General features: G+C 73.1%; 12 protein-coding genes and 1 pseudogene. 3 read left to right on the forward strand and 10 right to left on the reverse strand.

From position 1 onward, the window contains the following. Positions 1–4: 4 nt before the first annotated feature. Together ACZ6R9_RS00640 and ACZ6R9_RS00645 are read right to left on the reverse strand one after the other, a co-directional pair. Positions 5–1,087 (reverse strand): glycosyltransferase family 39 protein, encoded by a 1,083-nt coding sequence (locus ACZ6R9_RS00640; RefSeq protein WP_465535605.1) that lies wholly within the window; start codon positions 1,085–1,087, stop codon positions 5–7. A 404-nt stretch (positions 1,088–1,491) separates the two neighbouring features. Then, the gene (locus tag ACZ6R9_RS00645) at positions 1,492–3,015 is read right to left on the reverse strand and encodes a glycosyltransferase family 39 protein (protein ID WP_380486641.1); all 1,524 of its coding nucleotides are present in this window, start codon (positions 3,013–3,015) and stop codon (positions 1,492–1,494) included. A 194-nt stretch (positions 3,016–3,209) separates the two neighbouring features. Between ACZ6R9_RS00645 and ACZ6R9_RS00650 the strand changes: the two genes are divergently transcribed. Then, positions 3,210–4,574, forward strand: a complete 1,365-nt coding sequence (locus ACZ6R9_RS00650) for an acyltransferase family protein (RefSeq protein WP_465535607.1) — start codon at positions 3,210–3,212, stop codon at positions 4,572–4,574. A gap of 74 nt (positions 4,575–4,648) precedes the next feature. Here the strand turns inward: ACZ6R9_RS00650 and ACZ6R9_RS00655 are convergent, their stop codons facing one another. Both ACZ6R9_RS00655 and ACZ6R9_RS00660 read right to left on the reverse strand, forming a co-directional pair. Then, positions 4,649–5,317 carry a LuxR C-terminal-related transcriptional regulator gene (locus ACZ6R9_RS00655; RefSeq protein WP_465535609.1) on the reverse strand — a complete coding sequence of 223 codons (669 nt, stop codon included), beginning with the start codon at positions 5,315–5,317 and terminating at the stop codon, positions 4,649–4,651. After that, positions 5,310–6,713, reverse strand: a complete 1,404-nt coding sequence (locus ACZ6R9_RS00660; RefSeq protein ID WP_380486647.1) for a PspC domain-containing protein — start codon at positions 6,711–6,713, stop codon at positions 5,310–5,312. The genes ACZ6R9_RS00655 and ACZ6R9_RS00660 overlap by 8 nt, the downstream gene beginning before the upstream one ends. A gap of 134 nt (positions 6,714–6,847) precedes the next feature. Here ACZ6R9_RS00660 and ACZ6R9_RS00665 point away from each other — a divergent pair, with 134 nt between their 5' ends. Next, positions 6,848–8,404, forward strand: coding sequence for a PspC domain-containing protein (locus ACZ6R9_RS00665; protein WP_380486649.1), 1,557 nt, complete (start codon positions 6,848–6,850; stop codon positions 8,402–8,404). Beyond that, positions 8,404–8,631, forward strand: coding sequence for a hypothetical protein (locus tag ACZ6R9_RS00670; protein ID WP_380486650.1), 228 nt, complete (start codon positions 8,404–8,406; stop codon positions 8,629–8,631). Before ACZ6R9_RS00665 ends, ACZ6R9_RS00670 begins: the two co-directional genes overlap by 1 nt. 35 nt (positions 8,632–8,666) lie before the next feature. On the opposite strand, the gene ACZ6R9_RS00675 is transcribed toward ACZ6R9_RS00670, so the two are convergent. From ACZ6R9_RS00675 to ACZ6R9_RS00700, 6 genes and pseudogenes are all read right to left on the reverse strand, one after another. Further along, positions 8,667–9,218, reverse strand: coding sequence for a QcrA and Rieske domain-containing protein (locus ACZ6R9_RS00675; RefSeq protein ID WP_380486818.1), 552 nt, complete (start codon positions 9,216–9,218; stop codon positions 8,667–8,669). Beyond that, a pseudogene (locus ACZ6R9_RS00680) lies at positions 9,195–9,704 on the reverse strand (DoxX family membrane protein); the annotation flags it as partial. The gene ACZ6R9_RS00675 and the pseudogene ACZ6R9_RS00680, both read right to left, overlap by 24 nt. 143 nt (positions 9,705–9,847) lie before the next feature. Next, positions 9,848–11,431, reverse strand: a complete 1,584-nt coding sequence (gene guaA / locus ACZ6R9_RS00685) for a glutamine-hydrolyzing GMP synthase (protein WP_380486652.1) — start codon at positions 11,429–11,431, stop codon at positions 9,848–9,850. A 745-nt stretch (positions 11,432–12,176) separates the two neighbouring features. Further along, the gene (locus ACZ6R9_RS00690) at positions 12,177–13,562 is read right to left on the reverse strand and encodes a hypothetical protein (protein ID WP_465535613.1); all 1,386 of its coding nucleotides are present in this window, start codon (positions 13,560–13,562) and stop codon (positions 12,177–12,179) included. A 187-nt stretch (positions 13,563–13,749) separates the two neighbouring features. Beyond that, the gene (locus ACZ6R9_RS00695; protein WP_465535615.1) at positions 13,750–15,501 is read right to left on the reverse strand and encodes a GMC oxidoreductase; all 1,752 of its coding nucleotides are present in this window, start codon (positions 15,499–15,501) and stop codon (positions 13,750–13,752) included. Positions 15,502–15,535: 34 nt separating this feature from the next. Then, entirely contained in the window at positions 15,536–17,143 is a 1,608-nt protein-coding gene (locus ACZ6R9_RS00700) for a succinic semialdehyde dehydrogenase (RefSeq protein ID WP_380486658.1), read from the reverse strand. Positions 17,144–17,184 lie beyond the last annotated feature (41 nt).

The following is a 17,184-nucleotide window of genomic DNA, read 5'->3' on the forward strand; positions in this document are numbered from 1 at the left end:
TCGCTCACGGGGAGTTGTTGTAGACGAAGACCACGTACCCGCCGTACAGGGCGGAGCAGACCGCCGCGGCCGCGAGCATGCTCGGCACCACTCCCCTGGTCCGTACCCGGACCAGCCCGGTCGCCAGCGGCAGCAGCAGCGCGAACGCGGGGATCAGGAACCGCGCGCGGGAGTTGAAGTACGCGGCGTCGCCGATGGCGAGCAGCAGCATCATCGCGCTGTACGCGACCAGCGCCAGTGGCTGACGCTGCAGCCCGGAAACCATGAACATCAGGATGTAGCCGACCAGGGTGAGGGTCACCACGACGTCGGTGAGCCAGATCGTGTCCGGCACGGTGATCATCTCGCGGATGACGTGTGCGGTGGACCGGCCGAAGTCGAAGTGCGACTGCCAGGCGTCCTGCACCCGGAAGTAGCCGTCCCAGCGGCCCTTCTGCACACCCACCCAGGCGACGAACGACAGGAAGCCGAGCGGGGCCAGCGCGCAGCCGATCAACGGGCGCAGCCACAGCGCACGCCGTTCCCGCACCTCGCCGGCCCGCCTGGCCTGCCGCCACTGGGTGAACGCCGCCCACACCGCCCCGACGCCGACCCCCACCACCACCGCGACGCCGGTCGGCCGGGTCAGGCCGGCGAGTGAGCACAGCACCCCGGCCCACACCCAGCGGCGGGTCACCGCGGCGTACATCGTCCAGGCGGCGAAGGCCGTGAAGACCAGCTCGGAGTAGGCCATGCTCTCGACCACCGCGTACGGCAGCACGCCCCAGAGCACCGCGGCGATGACGCCCACCCGGCGGCCGTGCAGCCGGGCCGCGACGGCGAAGATCCCCCACGCGGCGGCCAGCGATCCGGCCCAGGCCACCAGCAGCGCGGCGTAGTGCACCGGCAGCGGCAGGATCCACCAGACCGCCCGCAGCAGCATCGGGTAGATGGGAAAGAACGCGTACGCCTCGTAGGGCCCGTGCGGGCCGGGCACCGGCTCGGAGCCCGCGTAGCCGTGCACCGCGATGTCCTGGTACCAGTAGGCGTCCCACATGGTGGCAACGCGGTACAGCGCGCTGGTACCGTGCTGTCCCTCCCACAGCATCAGAACGGCGACGCCGAGCGCTCGTACCAGCAGGTAGCCGAGCAGGGCGGGTGTCGCGTATCGTACGGCCGCACGCAGTCGCGGGAGCAGACCACTCAGCCCTGCCGAGCGTCCATGCGGCCGTCCGGCAGGCGTTTCGGCGTCCTCGCGCGGAACCGGGTCACCGGTTCCAAGCCTGACGGTCACTGCTGCTCTCCCCCACGGGCGTCGCGCTTGTGGTGTCATGCACCGGAACGAAGATCACTGCGACCTCACCGTCGCCGGTCTCGTCGCACAAGAAACCGTGGCCCGTCCGGGACTGGTGCCGGGCAACAGTGTAGCCGCGGTCGACCGGCCGGAGACGGAGCGCGCGGACGCGTGAGCCGGCCCGGTGGGGGCCGGGCCGGCTCGGCGGGAAGCGGCTGTCAGCGCTCCATCAGGGTGACCACGGTGTTCGGCACCTGGGTGACGGTCTGCTTCGGGAAAGTCTTGACCAGCACGTCCTTCTCCTCCGGCGAGAAGCCCTGGAAGGGGTCGTGCCAGCCGATCGTCACCACCCAGATCCGCTTGGTGTCGCCGATGCAGGCCGCCAGGTCGGGGCACATCTTCGGGTACAGGTCGCCGCGCTCGATCGCGCTCTCCTGGACGAAGACGTCCTTCAGCCGGTCCTCTTCCGGGAGGTAGAAGTCCAGCGCGCTGACCACTCCGCTGAAGATGGCGTTGCCGTTGCGCAGCGGCGCCACCGCGTCGCCCGGCTGGTAGCCGGCGGCGATGACCTTCGCCGCGGCGGCGCCGTCCCAGCCCGCGTGCGAGTAGCGCTGCCGCACCGCGCGCTGGTCCTGGGCGCCCAGCACCAGCACCGCGACCAGGCCGACCACGGTGAGCGCCCGGGGCCGCAGGGCCGCCAGCCCGGCGCCGGCGAGCACCGCCCAGGCGGGCAGCGTGAAGAGCAGGTAGCGGTCGAGGAAGTACGAGGTCTGGCCGTGCGAGATGATCCACAGCAGCGGGATCGGCAGCACGGCGATCATGCCGATCTCCACCGCCGGACGCCGTCCGCGCGACCACGCGAGCGGCAGCACCGCCAGCGCGACCATGCAGAGGCTGATCCAGTTCGAGGCGAACAGGCCGTGCCAGAAACCGTTGGCGACGTACTGCAGGCTCGGCTTGCTCAGCCAGTTCAGCTGTCGGCCGACCTGCCGCTGCCCGAGCAGGATCAGCGGCACCAGCGGCAGCACCCCGGCCACCGCCGCCACCGGGAAGCCGATCAGCACGCCGCGCGAACGGTCGCTCCACCAGCGCCACCCGGCCACCAGGGCGTGCGGCACCAGGAAGACCAGCGAGATCATGTGGAACGCGCCCGCGCCGATCACGGTGAACGCGTAGAGGGCCCAGCGCAGGACGCCCGGCTTCTCCAGCGCCCGCAGCAGCAGGAAGGTCGCCGCCGCGGCGAACATCACCACGAACGCGTAGCCGCGCACCTCCTGCCCGTAGCGGGACACCGAGGGGATGAGCGCGAAAAGCAGGCCCGCGACCAGGCCGGTGGTGGTGTTGAAGAGCTTGCGGCCGATGAGCGTGACGAAGGCCGCTGCGCCGGCCATGGCCAGCACGGACGGCATCCTGATCACCATCAGCGAGTGGCCGAAGGCCTCCGTCCAGAAGTGGATCAGCAGGTAGTAGACGCCGATCACCGCGTCCACGTTCTGCAGCAGGTGGAGGATCTCCCGCGGCGAGCGGTCCACCGCGTTCCAGGTCGCCAGCTCGTCGGCCCACAGCAACGGCCGCCCGGAACCGTACGTGCCGATGCCGAAGGTGAGCAGGGCCGGCCACAGCCAGACGAAGCCGCGCGTCCGCGCCGCGATCGCCCTCAGTCCGCGCCCGCCCCCGGGACCCGACGATGCGGCCGCGTCCGCACCGGATGGTGCGGAGCTACTGGTCGCGCTGACGCTCATATGGGGATGCCTCTCCGATTTCACTCATCGCTGATCGGAGCGAGCCTAGCGGGAACGCGCGAACGGATTGTGACCGGTCGAGCCGCTCCGCCCGCCCGCCCGCGCCCGACCGGTGTCCGGCCCCACCGGCGGGCTCTGCGAAGGAGCGCCCGGACAGTACGCATCGGGACGGGTGTGAGCTAGCCTCATCGGCTGTGACCGCGATTGAACATCAGCCAGCCCCGGCCGCCAGGGGCGCCACCACTGCGGCCGGCGTCGGCAGGCCGCCCATTCGTCTCGGCTGGCTCGACGGCCTGCGCGGGATCGCCGCGCTCCTCGTCGCCGTGCACCACTTCGGACTGCTGAGCTGGTACTCCTGGGGTCCGGCCGTCGAGGAGAAATTCGACCTCGGCATCTTCGCCGTCATGCTGTTCTTCCTGGTCAGCGGATACATCGTGCCCGCCTCCCTGGAACGGCGCGGCGACGTCCGGGGCTTCTGGATCGGCCGGATATTCCGGATCTACCCGCTGATAATCGTGACCGTGGCGCTCTCGCTGGCGCTGCTGCCGGCGAAGTACTCGGCCGTGCCGGAGGTGGTCACCGACCGGCCGTTCTGGTCGTACCTGGCGAACCTGACACTGCTGCACGAGATGACCAACATCGCGAGCGCGCTCGGCGCGATGTGGACGCTCTGCTACGAGATGATCTTCTACTTCCTGGTCAGCGCGCTGTTCGTGAAGAACTGGCACCGGCAGAGCGCGCCGATCTCGCTGTTCTTCGCCGGCGCCGCGCTGCTGCTCGGCGCCTGGTGGAAGCCTCAGCTGCTGACCCCGAAGGCGGTCTCGGCGGTGCCGACCACCACCCACCACCTGATCATCGCCACCGTGCTGATCATGGCGACCGGCCTGCTGCTGATCCTGATCGGCCGCCCCGAGCTGATCCGGATCGGCGCACTGACGCTCGGCGCGCTCGGTGCGGTGCTGCTGTTCCTGAACGCCCGGTCGATGTTCTTCGAGAGCATGATGATCCTGGCCACGATGTTCGCCGGCACCGCGATCTTCCGCGCCGAGAAGGGGCAGATCGACCGGGCCCTGGCCGCCGTCTGCTGCGCGTTCGTGCTCGCCGCGGGCTTCCTCTCCGGCTACATGTACAACCACGGCCAAGCCGCGCTGGACCGCACCTGGACGAAGAGCTGGGAGGGCTTCTCGCTGCCGTACGCGCTGGCCTGGGCGGTCTTCGGGCTCGGCATGCTGCTGCGCAACCGCCGCTGGCCGCGGGTGCTGACCTGGCTCGGCGCGGTCAGCTACTCGGTGTACGTGGTGCACATCCCGGTGCTGTGGGCCACCTGGTGGTTCAAGGACAACCTGGTCACCTACCCGATCACCGGATGGGGCCGCTGGCTGCTGCCACTGACCTTCTTCGCGGCGGTCCTGATCGCCAGCCAGCTGACCTACAAACTGATCGAGATGCCCGGCCAGAAGCTCGGCAAGAAGGTCGCGAAGGCGCTCGACCGCCGCTCGGCGGCCCGGGCCGCAGCGGCCGCGCCAAAGCCGGAGCGGGAGCCCGCGCCGCTCGGCTGACCCCGTCCCCGTACGCACCTGGGCCCGGCCCCCTCGCGGGGGCCGGGCCCTTCGCATGCGCCCCGGCGCGCGGATCAGACCAGGCGACGGGCCGTGGCCCAGCGGGTCAGCTCGTGCCGGTTGGACAACTGGAGCTTGCGCAGCACCGCGGAGACGTGGCTCTCCACCGTCTTCACCGAGATGAACAGCTGCTTGGCGATCTCCTTGTACGCGTAGCCACGGGCGATCAGCCGCAGCACCTCGCGCTCGCGCTGGGTGAGCCGGTCGAGGTCCTCGTCGACCGGCGGGGTGTCGGTGGCGGCGAACGCGTCGAGCACGAAGCCGGCCAGCCGCGGCGAGAACACCGCGTCGCCGTCGGAGATCCGGAAGATCGCGTTGACCAGGTCGGTGCCGGTGATGGTCTTGGTGACGTAGCCGCGGGCGCCGCCGCGGATCACGCCGATGACGTCCTCGGCGGCGTCGGAGACCGACAGCGCGAGGAAGCGCACCCCCTCCACGCCCGCCGAGCGGCGCAGCACCTCGACGCCGCCGCCGCCGGGCAGGTGGACATCGAGCAGCACCACATCGGGCCGGGTCTCGGCGACCACCCGGACCGCGGACTCCACGTCGTCGGCCTCGCCGACCACGTCGATGCCGGTCTCCTCGGTGCGCCCGATCTCGGCGCGCACGCCGGTACGGAACATCCGGTGGTCGTCCACCAGGACCACCCGGGCACGCCTCTCGGGTGCCGCTGCCTCAGTCATCTGCCGCCCTCTCCATCTCCAGCTCGACCTCGGTCCCGCCGTCCGGCGCGGGCCGCACCCGCGCGGTGCCCCCGTTGCGCCGCATCCGGCCGATGATCGATTCGCGTACGCCCATCCGGTCCTCGGGGAGGTCCTCGGGGTCGAAGCCGGGGCCGTGGTCGCGCACGAACACCGACACCGTCCTCCCCTCCACCTCCGCGTAGACCTGGACCGGTCCCCCGCCACCGTACTTGGCGGCATTCACCATGGCTTCCCTGGCCGCCTGCATCTGCGAGGCGATCTTCTCGTCCATCGGGCAGTCGCCGACGCAGACCAGCTCGATGTGGACGCCGTGCCGGTCCTCGACCTCGGCGACGATCGCCCGCAGGTGCTCGGCGAGGGTGTCGGGCGCGGCCTCGGCGGCGGCCTCGGGGCGGTACAGCCACAGGCGCAGTTCGCGTTCCTGGGCGCGGGCCAGGCGCAGCACCTCCTTGGGGTCCTCGGCGCGGCGCTGGATCAGCGTCAGGGTGTGCAGCACCGAGTCGTGGATGTGCGCGGCGATCTCGGCCCGCTCCTGGGCGCGGATGCGGGCGGTGCGCTCGGCGCCGAGGTCCTGCCACATCCGCAGCATGGAGGGGCCGGCCAGCACCAGCACACCGGCCACCACGGCCAGCGAGGACTCGATCACCAGGGCGATCGGCGAGTCGACGCCCTGGGTCACGAAGTAGCCGACGATGCCGGCCACCACCAGCAGCACCCCGGAGGAGACCCGCAGGTAGGCGCCCTTGCGGCTGCCGGGCTCCAGGCCGAACCAGTTCTGCCAGCGCGAGTCGTCGGCCTGCCGCCACACCAGGGCGACACCGACGCCGACCGCGAGCAGCGGCCACACGTACGGCTTGGCGGTCTGGATGCCGAGCGCGGACAGCAGCGCCATCACGCCGATGACCAGGCCGATCAGCGCGAACAGCTGGCCGAGGCTGCCGGCCCGCTGCCCGGCGCCGGCCGGGGCGGTCGCCGGGCGGTCCTGCGGGTCGGCGGGGAAGGTGCCGGGGGCGCCGTCCTCGCCGTGGAAGGTGCGCTCCAGCAGCTCGCGCAGCCGCCCGAACCGGCCGCCCGGCGCGGCGGGCGGGCCGGTGCGGGCGGCGCCGGGGGCGGCCTCGCCGATGCCGAGCGGCACCACCACCCAGAACGCGGCGTACAGCAGGGTGCCGATGCCCTCGGAGAAGAACAGCACGATGAACGCCAGCCGCACCCAGGTGACGGGCACCCCGAGGTGCACCGACAGGCCCTGGCAGACACCGCCGAGGATCCGGCCGTGCGGGCTGCGGTAGAGCCGCCGGTAGGGCGGCGCGCCGGCCGGGGTGTCGGTCGGCGCGGGCGGGGCGGTCTCGGTGGTTCTGGTGTCGGGTGCTGCCACGGCACCGATGGTCGCAGGTGCCCGGTCGGTGGCGCATCAGGGTCCGGCCCGGAGCCCGCCTCAGGGACAGTTCAGGGTCGCTCCGGGGCTCCGGACGGTTGGGCGGGGCCTCGCGGCCCGGAAGGATGGGAGGCATGACGGACGACCAGATCCCGGGAGACGCACCGGACGCCCCCACCGAGCCGCGCCCGGCGCTGACCCGCTCCTCCCGGCACCGGGTGGTGGCGGGCGTGTGCGGCGGGCTCGGCCGCTACCTGGACATCGACCCGGTGGTGTTCCGGGTGGTGATCGCGGTGCTCGGCCTGACCGGCGGGCTCGGGTTGTTCCTGTACGGCCTGGCCTGGCTGGTGGTGCCGCGCGAGGCGACCGACGGCGAGGGCGGCCGCACCGAACTCCAGCGGGTGCTGACCGGCCGGGTGGACGGCCAGTCGATCGGCGCGGTGCTGCTGACGGTGATCGGCACCGGGGTGTTCTTCTCCTCGATGAACGAAGGCGACCAGCTGTTCCCGCTGCTGCTGCTGGCCGCGCTGGTGTTCCTGGCGCTGCGCTACGACCCGGAGCGCCGGCGCCGGTTCAGCGGCGACGAGGCCGCGGGCCCCGAGCGGACCGGCGGCCCGTACGACCGGCTGGACTCCTCCGGCACCTTCGCGGACTGGAAGACCTGGGGCGAGGCGATGAGCCGCGACCTGCGCGGCGAGTGGCAGGCCCGCACCGCCGACCTGCACGAGCGGATCGGTGGCCCGGGCCTGTCGAACGCCGAGCAGGCGGCCGGCGCCGCCCCCGCGGACACGCCCCCGGCCGGCCCGTCCGGCTACCTGTGGGACCCGCGGCACCCGGAGCGCAACCCGTACGGCGCGACGCCGCCGCCCGGCGCGCCCGCCCAGCCCTGGTGGCAGCGCACCGACCTCCCGGAGGGCGACCCGCTGCGCAAGGAGCCCGCCGGGCCGCCGAGCCACCAGGAGCGCATGGAACAGAACATGGCGCGGTACCGGGAGCGGGCCGAGCAGCGCCACCAGGCGCAGCGCGAGGCGATGGAGCGGCACCGGGAGAGCATGGCGCGCCACCGCGAGTGGAAGGCCGCTCGGCGTGCGGAGCGCGGGCGTTCGGTCCTGGGGGCGTCGGCGGTGCTGCTGGCGCTGGGCGCGTCCTGGGCGGTGGCGGTGGACCACCACGGCCACCACCGCTGGTCGGCGGTGCTGGCGGTGGCGCTGCTGCCGCTGGGCCTGGCGATGATCCTCAGCGCCCGCTGGGGGCGCACCCGCGGGCTGACCTTCCTGTCGCTGCTGCTGACGGCGGGCCTGGTGTTCGCGGGCGGCAGCTCGATGACGGTCGCGGACACCGTCGGCGACCGCCACTGGACGGCCACCTCGGACAACCTGCACTCGCGGTACACGGCGGGCGTCGGCGACGTCCGGCTCGACCTGTCGTCGCTGGACCCGAAGGGCGGCACCCTCGGCACCGAGCTGCGGGTCGGCATGGGCACCGCGGTGGTGCAGGTGCCCAGTGGTGTGGAGCTGCGGCTGAAGCTGCGCGACGGGGTGGGCTCGGCGAGCCTGCCGGACGGTCAGGAGTACGGCGGCCCGGTCGTCAACGAGGACGTGGTGATCGAGGTCCCCCAGGGCCGGCCGTCCAAGGGAGTGCTGGAACTGACGGTGACCATGGGCATCGGTGACATCAGGGTGGAACGGTAATGAGGAAGCATCAGTTCGATCTGTACGCGCTGGTCGCGGGCGGCCTGTTCACGGCGCTGGCGGTGCTGTACCTGGTGGCGTCGGTGAACGACCAGGAGGTGAACAGCCGGTTCGTCCTTCCGCTGGCGCTGATCGTGCTCGGCGCGGGCGGCCTCGGCGGCGCGCTGGTGGCGGTCTCCAGGCGCGGCCGGGGCGGGGCCCGCGACGACGATCACACGCTGGGCTAGCCAGGGCCTGTCCGGCCGATCCTGCCGGACAGGCCCTATGCCTGCTGCTGCGGGCCGAGTTCGAGCTGCTCGCCGTTCCTGGTGACGGCGTAGGTGGGCAGCGGCTTGGTGGCCGGCCCGTTCAGCACCGCGCCGGTGGCGGCGTCGAACTTGGAGCCGTGGCAGGGGCAGTACAGCTGGCCGTCCTTGGGCGGGTTGACGGCGCAGCCGGAGTGGGTGCACACCGAGGACAGGCCGGCGTACTTCCCGGCGGTCGGTTGGACGATGTACACGGCGTCGCCGCTGGCCGGGTCCTTGACGGTGGCGCAGCCGCCGACCGGGACCTGCGCGGCGGGGACGCCCACCGCCGGCGCGGCGGACTGCGCTCCCCCGGACTGCGGGTTCGTGGACTGCGGAGCAGCACCGGTGGCGGCGGGCGCGATCTCCTCGCGGCCGAAGGCGGCGGTGAGCGAGCCGGACAGCAGGCCGGCGCCGCCGAGCGCGACGGCCGCGATGCCGCCGTCCAGCAGGGCGCGGCGGCGCACCGCGTCCTCGGCGAGGCCGCGGGCGCGGTCCCGGGCGGCCCGGGCGGCGAGGTAGCCGTCCACCGACAGGTAGGGGGTGCCGGCCAGCAGCAGCGGCGTCCAGGCCATCAGGTAGGCCAGGTCGTTGCCCAGGTAGTACGGGGTGGTGTGGAAGCTGACGGTCAGCCAGAGGGTGGCGCTGAGCAGCGCGCCGCCGGCGGCGGCGACCCGGCCCCACAGGCCGAACAGGGTGCCCAGGCCCACCGCGAGCTCGCCGAAGGCGATCAGCAGGCCGAAGAAGGTGGGCGCGTCCAGGGCCGGGGCGAGCGCCCAGCCGACCGGGCTGCCGGCCTTGGCGGCCTGCGTCTGCGCGTAGAAGGAGGCGGCGTCGCCGGCGCCGGCCAGGTAGTGCGGGTCGGAGAGCTTGTCGAAGGCGGCGTAGACGAAGGTCGCCCCCAGGAACAGTCGCAGCGGCAGCAGGGCGAGGCGCGAGGCGGTCGCCTTCCACTGCCCGGTCCGTGTCTCCGTGCTCCGGCCCTCGTCCAGGCCTGTGCCCGTGCCCGTCGCCATCGCTGTCGCCCTCTCCCTCGCGCCGTCTGCCGACCGCCGGCAGGACCGGGTCCGATTGTGCCGGGTGCCGCCCGGACATGACGGCGCCGCCACTCCCCCGGTCGGGGAGCGGCGGCGCGGTCACACGGTTGCCGGGGGTGGGATCACTCCCACTCGATGGTGCCCGGCGGCTTGGAGGTGACGTCCAGCACGACCCGGTTGACGTCCTTGACCTCGTTGGTGATCCGGGTGGAGATCTTCGCCAGCACCTCGTAGGGCAGGCGCGACCAGTCGGCGGTCATGGCGTCCTCGGAGGAGACCGGGCGCAGCACGATCGGGTGACCGTAGGTGCGGCCGTCGCCCTGCACGCCGACCGAGCGGACGTCGGCCAGCAGCACCACGGGGCACTGCCAGATCTCGCTGTCCAGGCCGGCCAGGGTCAGCTCCTCGCGGGCGATGGCGTCGGCCTCGCGGAGCAGGTCCAGGCGCTCCTTGGTGACGTCGCCGACGATCCGGATGCCGAGGCCCGGGCCGGGGAACGGCTGGCGCTGGACGATCTCGGCGGGCAGGCCGAGCTCCTGGCCGACCATCCGGACCTCGTCCTTGAACAGCTTGCGCAGCGGCTCGACCAGCTGGAACTCGAGGTCCTCGGGCAGGCCGCCGACGTTGTGGTGGGACTTGATGTTGGCGGTGCCGGTGCCGCCGCCGGACTCCACCACGTCCGGGTACAGGGTGCCCTGGACCAGGAACTCCACGGCAGGGCCCTCATCGGCGATGATGTCGGCCTGGGCCTGCTCGAAGACCCGGATGAACTCGCGGCCGATGATCTTGCGCTTGGTCTCGGGGTCGGAGACGCCCTTCAACGCGGTCAGGAAGCGCTCCTCGGCGTCGACCACGACCAGCTTGACGCCGGTGGCCGCGACGAAGTCCTTCTCGACCTGCTCGGTCTCGCCCTTGCGCATCAGACCGTGGTCGACGTAGACGCAGGTCAGCCGGTCGCCGATGGCGCGCTGCACCAGGGCGGCGGCGACCGCGGAGTCCACGCCGCCGGACAGGCCGCAGATGGCGCGCTTGTCGCCGACCTGCTCGCGGATCAGCGCGACCTGCTCCTCGACCACGTTGGTGGTGGTCCAGTTCGGGGCGATGCCGGCGCCGCGGTACAGGAAGTGCTCCAGCACCTGCTGGCCGTGCTCGGAGTGCATCACCTCGGGGTGGTACTGCACGCCGTACAGCCTGCGCTCGTCGTTCTCGAACGCGGCGACCGGCACCACGTCGGTGGAGGCGGTGACGGTGAAGCCCTCGGGCGCGGCCGAGCAGGCGTCGCCGTGCGACATCCACACCGCGTGCTTGTCCGGGACGCCCTCGAACAGGGTGGAGCCGGAGCGGGTGACGGTCAGCGGGGTGCGGCCGTACTCACGGGCGCCGCTGTTGTCGACGGTGCCGCCGAGGACGGTGGCCATCAGCTGGAAGCCGTAGCACATGCCGAACACCGGCACCCCGGCCTCGAAGATCGCACGGTCGAGCTGCGGTGCGCCCTCCTCGTACACCGACGACGGACCGCCGGAGAGGATGATCGCCCTGGGGTTCTTGGCGAGCATCTCGGCGACCGGCATGGAGCTCGGCACGATCTCGCTGTAGACCCGCGCCTCACGCACCCGACGGGCGATGAGCTGGGCGTACTGGGCGCCGAAGTCGACGACCAGGACGGTGTCGTTCTCCGGTGGGGACTGGGGGTGTACAGAGGACACGGACGGCCTTCCGGCGGCGGTACAAAAGGGGTGTCGCCACCGAGTCTACCGGGAGCGTTTCACCCGACTGCCAGCCGAGCCGCCCGTGACCGCACCGGGTGGCGAATCGTTGCACCGGGAGACCGTACGAGACGCCGGCATCCTCCAGGTGCGGGCGGCGCGTGCGGTGGACCACGCGTGGATCTTCTCCGGTCCACCGGTGCGCGTGGCGGGCACGGGCCCGCCGTGGGACCGCGCCCCGGTGCCGCGGTCGGGTCAGCAGGGGACAGCGAACCCGTCCGCGACCGGGCGGACCCGGGTGTGGCGGCCGGTACCGGTGCCGGCCGCCGCACATCGGCCGCCCGCTCCGGCGTACGCCCCGGTACGCCCCGCAAGCCAGTATCACGGACAGTCACCATCCGGGCCGGTCGGTTCCGGCGCTCCCCGGCGCCGTGTCCTGTTCCGGCCTCCCCCGAATTTGCGTCGAATCGCTTGCACAGCACGGCCCTCGTCCAGGACGATGACTGCAGGACGGGGGCCACCACACACTCCCGCCGCAGGCTCGGACCGTTGGCGCGAACGGCCCGACTCTCACGCTCCGTGAGGCCCATCGGCCTCGGGGGCGCTCCGAACCATCTCCCCCGACGGCGCTCCTCCCCCGGCGCCGTCACCCAGCACCGGCGCGGCCCTGACGCCGAGTGCTGGCCGACAAAGGGCCCCGTTCCCCCGCGGGGCCCTTTGCCCTGTCCGGGCTCAGCGTCCGGGCTCAGCCGGCGTCGGGCCGCCGGTAGGCGGCGTGCGAGTCCAGCACGTCGACCCTTCCGGCCGGCGTCCGCTCCTCGGCGACCAGTTCGACCAGCCCGGCGCTCCCCTCGGGCTCCGGCGCGCCCGCCGGTGCGGGCAGCGGGGCGGACACCGGCACCGGCGTGCGGCGCACCGCGTCGAGCGCGGCCGGGACCAGCAGCGCGCCGAACACCGCCCAGGCCGCTGCGGCGATCAGCACCGAGGTCACCGACCAGCCGAGCAGTTCGATCCGGGCCTCGTGGACCTGGCCCTTGATGGTGCTGCTCCCGCTCATCCAGATCGAGGTGCCGAGCACCAGCGCCGCCGTCAGCGCCGCGTACAGCGCGGCCAGCCGGGCCCGGTCCAGCTGGGTCAGCCGCCCGCGGTGCGCGGACCAGCCGAGCGCCAGCGCCGCCAGCAGCACCGGCACCACCGCCAGCCACCACTGGCCGCCGTGCGCGCCCAGGTCGTACAGCGCGAAGGAATCCTCGGGCCCGCCGCGCAGACCGCCCACCTCGACCCGGGCGCCGCTGCCGACGCCGAACAGGTACACGCCGCCGTTGACGGTCAGCGCCCGGAACGTGGACTGCGGGAACGGCTGGTCGACCAGCACCTGCATCACCACCGACACCACGGTGAGCAGCACCAGCAGCCCCCCGACCACCCGCGCCGCGTGCTGCCACGCCAGCAGCCAGCCGCCCAGCCACCGGCGCCGGGCGGCCTCCGCGCGCAGCGCGCCCTGCCCGTCCACGGACAGCACCACCGCGGCCGCGGCCAGGAACCCGGACACCCCGAGCGGCAGCATCGCCGGACCAGTGGTGACCTGCATGCTCAGCGAGAACGATGCCTCGTCGACGTGCGAGCTGCCGGTGGAGAGCCACCCCAGCAGCAGCACCGCGGCCGCCGACAGCGCTCCGGTGCGCAGCGCCTGCGCGCCGGCCGCGAGCCCGGTCGGTTCGGCGGCGCCGGCCGCGGCGCGGGCCCGGGCGGCGAGCCGCTGGCCGAGCCAGAGCAGCGCCAGCCAGCCGAGCGCGATCGCGTACGGCAGCACGTGGACGCCGGAGGTGGAGGCGCCGAAGCTGCTGGAGTTGCTGCTGCGCCAGGGCGCGCCGAACGCGGTCAGCGTCAGCTGGAGCCACATCTGGAAGGTGCGGACGGTCCAGCGCACCGCCGGGTCGTCGTCCACGCCGGCGCCGCCGCGCGCGAGGGTGCTGCCGAGCGCGGCCAGCACCACCAGCAGGGCGGTCGGGGCGAGCAGCACCCGGCCGGCGGTCAGCCAGCCCCGGGACGGCACGGGCCACTGCCGGCCCTGGTGTATCCGGCCGGCGCCCCACGGGGAGGCGCCGGGCGCGGCGGTGTCCTCCGCCACCACTTCCCCGATCGCGGGCGGCGGCACGAGCGGGGGCCCGGTGGGGCGTCCGCAGTTCGCGCAGGTCGCCACGGCACCGGCGACAGCCGCTCCGCAGGACGGGCAGATGGGCATGGCGGTCCCCCCGGGGTGGTTCGTGGTCGGGTGCCCGTTTATCCCATCGGCTGTCGGAGGATGTCAATCGGCTTCATTCGGCCCTGCGCGGCACCTTCGGCACGGCCAGCAGCGGCAGCCGAAGCGCCCCGAACGCCCCCTCGGGGACCGCGGGCTGAACGGGGGTCACCGCCTGGACGGGCCGGTAGCCGGCGCCCTGTTCGGGGCGCGGGTCGGCCTCGCCGCGGTTGGGCCACATCGACATGGCCCGCTCGGCCTGTGCGGTGATCGTCAGCGACGGGTTGACGCCGAGGTTGGCGGAGACCGCGGAGCCGTCGACCACGCTGATCCCCGGGTAGCCGTACAGCCGGTGGTACGGGTCGACCACGCCGGTCTCGGCGCTGTCGCCGATCGGGCAGCCGCCGAGGAAGTGCGCGGTCAGCGGGATGTCGAAGATCTCGCCGACGGTGGAGCCGGGGAAGCCGTTGATGGACGCGGCCAGCGCCCGCGCCCCCTCCTCCGCGGCCGGGATCCAGCTCGGGTTGGGCGCGCCGTGGCCCTGGCGCGAGGTCAGTTTCCCGTTCTTCAGGGACACCGTCAGCGAGTTGTCCAGCGACTGCATCACCAGGCCGATGATCGTCTTCTCCGACCAGCGGTGCTGGTTCATCGACTGCGCGAAGATCCACGGGTGCCGGCCGACCGACCCGAGGTAGCGCAGCCAGCGCGGCCCGCGCCCGGCCCCGCTGACCTGCTGGATCGACAGCGCGCCCATCGCGTTCGAGCCCCGGCCGTAGCGGACCGGCTCGATGTGGGTGTTCTCGTCGGGGTGCACGGACGAGGTGATGGCCACGCCGCGGGTGAAGTCGGGCCGCTCCCCGTAGCGCCGGTCGGAGGTCTGTGCGCCCACCAGCGCCTCGGAGTTGGTGCGGGTCAGGTGGCCCAGCTTGGCGGAGATCCGGGGCAGCAGCCCGCCCTCGCGCATCCGGTGCAGCAGCGTCTGGGTGCCGTAGGTGCCGGCCGCCATTACCACCCGCTCGGCGGTGATGGTGCGGGCCCCGGCCTTCTTCGCCCGCCGGGTGCGGGCGTCGGTGGGCAGCACGTCCACCGCGTAGCCCTCGCCGTACGGGCGCAGCCGCCTCACGGTGGTCAGCGGCAGGATCTCGGCGCCGGCCCGCTCCGCCAGGTACAGGTAGTTCTCGGTGAGCATGTTCTTCGCGCCGTGCCGGCAGCCCGTCATGCACTCCCCGCACTCGGTGCACGCCTTGCGCTTCGGGCCGGCTCCGCCGAAGTACGGGTCCTCGACCTCGCTGCCGGGCGCGGCCTTGGCCTCGCCGGTGCCGTCCCGGCCGTCGCCGAAGAACACCCCGACGGGGGCCAGGTGGAAGGTGTCGCCGCAGCCCATCGCCTCGGCGGCGGCCTTCAAGTGCACGTCCGAGGGCGTCATGGTCGGGTTGAGCCGGACCCCGAGCATCCGCTGCGCCTGGTCGTAGAACGGGGCGAGTTCGGCCTGCCAGTCGGTGATGTGCCGCCACTGCCGGTCCTCGAAGAACGGCTTCGGCGGCACGTACAGAGTGTTGGCGTAGTTCAGCGAGCCGCCGCCGACGCCCGCCCCGGCCAGGATCAGCACGTTGCGCAGCAGGTGGATGCGCTGGATGCCGTACAGGCCGACGGCGGGTGCCCACAGGTAGTCGCGGGTGTCCCAGGACGTGGTGGGCAGCTCGTCGCGGCCGAACCTGCGCCCGGCCTCCAGGACGGCGACCCGGTACCCCTTCTCGGTCAGCCGCAGCGCGGCGACCGAGCCACCGAAGCCCGAACCGACCACCACGACGTCGTAGTCGAACGACACTGCCCCTCCTCGGCAAGCGACGGCAACTGCCCTGCTACTTCAGGCGGAACGCCTTCATGACCTTCAGGCCGGTGGTGAAGAACTCGGCGAACTTCCGGTCGTCCATGCCCATCGACGGGCCGATCGGCAGCAGCCGCTGCACGGCGATGGTCTGCGCCTCGGTGTAGCGCAGGATGCCTTCCGCGCCGTGCCGCCGGCCGAGCCCCGAATCACCCATGCCGCCCATCGGCGACGCCACCGACCCGTACGCGGCGGCGTACGCCTCGTTCACGTTGACGGTGCCGGTGCGCAGCCGGGCCGCGACCTTGCGGCCCCGGCCGGTGTCCCTGGTCCACACGCTGGAGTTCAGGCCGTACGGGGTGGCGTTGGCGGCGGCGACCGCCTCGTCCTCGGTGTCGAAGCGGTAGACCGACACCACCGGCCCGAAGGTCTCCTCCGCGCACACCGCCATCTCGGGGGTGACGCCGTCCAGGATGGTCGGCTCGAAGAACAGCGGCCCCAGGTCCGGCCTGGCCTGCCCACCGGCCACCACCGTCGCCCCGGCCTTCACCGCCTCCTCGACGTGCCGGGTCACCGTCTCCAGCTGACGGCCCGACACCAGCGAGCCCATGTCCGCGCCGTACGCCAGGCCGCCGCCCAGGCGCAGCGCCGAGGTCTTCTCGGCGAACTTCGCCAGGAACGCGTCCGCCACCGACCGGTGCACGTACAGCCGCTCGATCGAGATGCACAGCTGCCCGGCGGAGGAGAAGCAGGCCCGCACCGCGCCCGCCGCCGCCTTGTCCAGGTCGGCGTCGGACAGCACCAGCATGGCGTTCTTGCCGCCCAGCTCCAGCGAGGCGCCGACCAGCCGCTCGGCGGCCCGCCGGGCCACGTCCCGGCCGGTCCGGGTGGAGCCGGTGAACGCCACGTAGTCGGCGCGCTCCACCACCTCAGGCCCCACCACCGGGCCGTCGCCCAGCACGATCTGCCACACCTGCGGCGGCAGCCCCGCCTCGACGAACAGCTCCCGCGCCCACAGCGCGGTCAGCGCGGTCTGGGTGTCCGGCTTGTTCACCACCGCGTTGCCCGCGACCAGCGCCGGCAGCGCGTCGCCGACGGACAGCTCCAGCGGGTAGTTCCACGGCGAGATCTGCCCGACCACACCCTTGGGCCGACGCGCCTCCACGGCACTGGTCAGCCCCGGCACCGCACCGCCACGACGGCGGTCCTTCAGGTACGAGGACGCCGTCCGCCCGTAGTGCCGGGCCGCCGACGCGACCGCCATGACCTCCTCGAAGGCGTGCAGCCGGGCCTTGCCGGTCTCCGCCTGAATGAGGTCCAGCACCTCGTCCTGCCGCCGCAACAACAGATCGTGGAACCGCAGCAGCACACCCGCCCGGTGCCGCACCGACAGCGCCGCCCACCCGGGCTGCGCCCGCCGGGCCTCCCGGAACGCCCGGTCCACATCCGCCGTCCCCGACACCGGCAGCGCCGCCAGCACCTCCCCGGTCAACGGCGCGAGGGTCTGCGCGACGCCCTCCCCGGACGCGGTGACCCCCTTCGCCAGCCGCGCCACCAGCGCCGCCGGCACCGCAGAAGCAACCGTCCGCCCCGCACCCTTGGCCGCAGGATTGCGCCGGCCCTGGCTCGTGCTCTCCGTCATGCGGGCAGCCTAGGCGCTCGACGCCCACTTGTGTACCCGCC

It is taken from the genome of Kitasatospora sp. NPDC048662 (genome assembly GCF_055587065.1).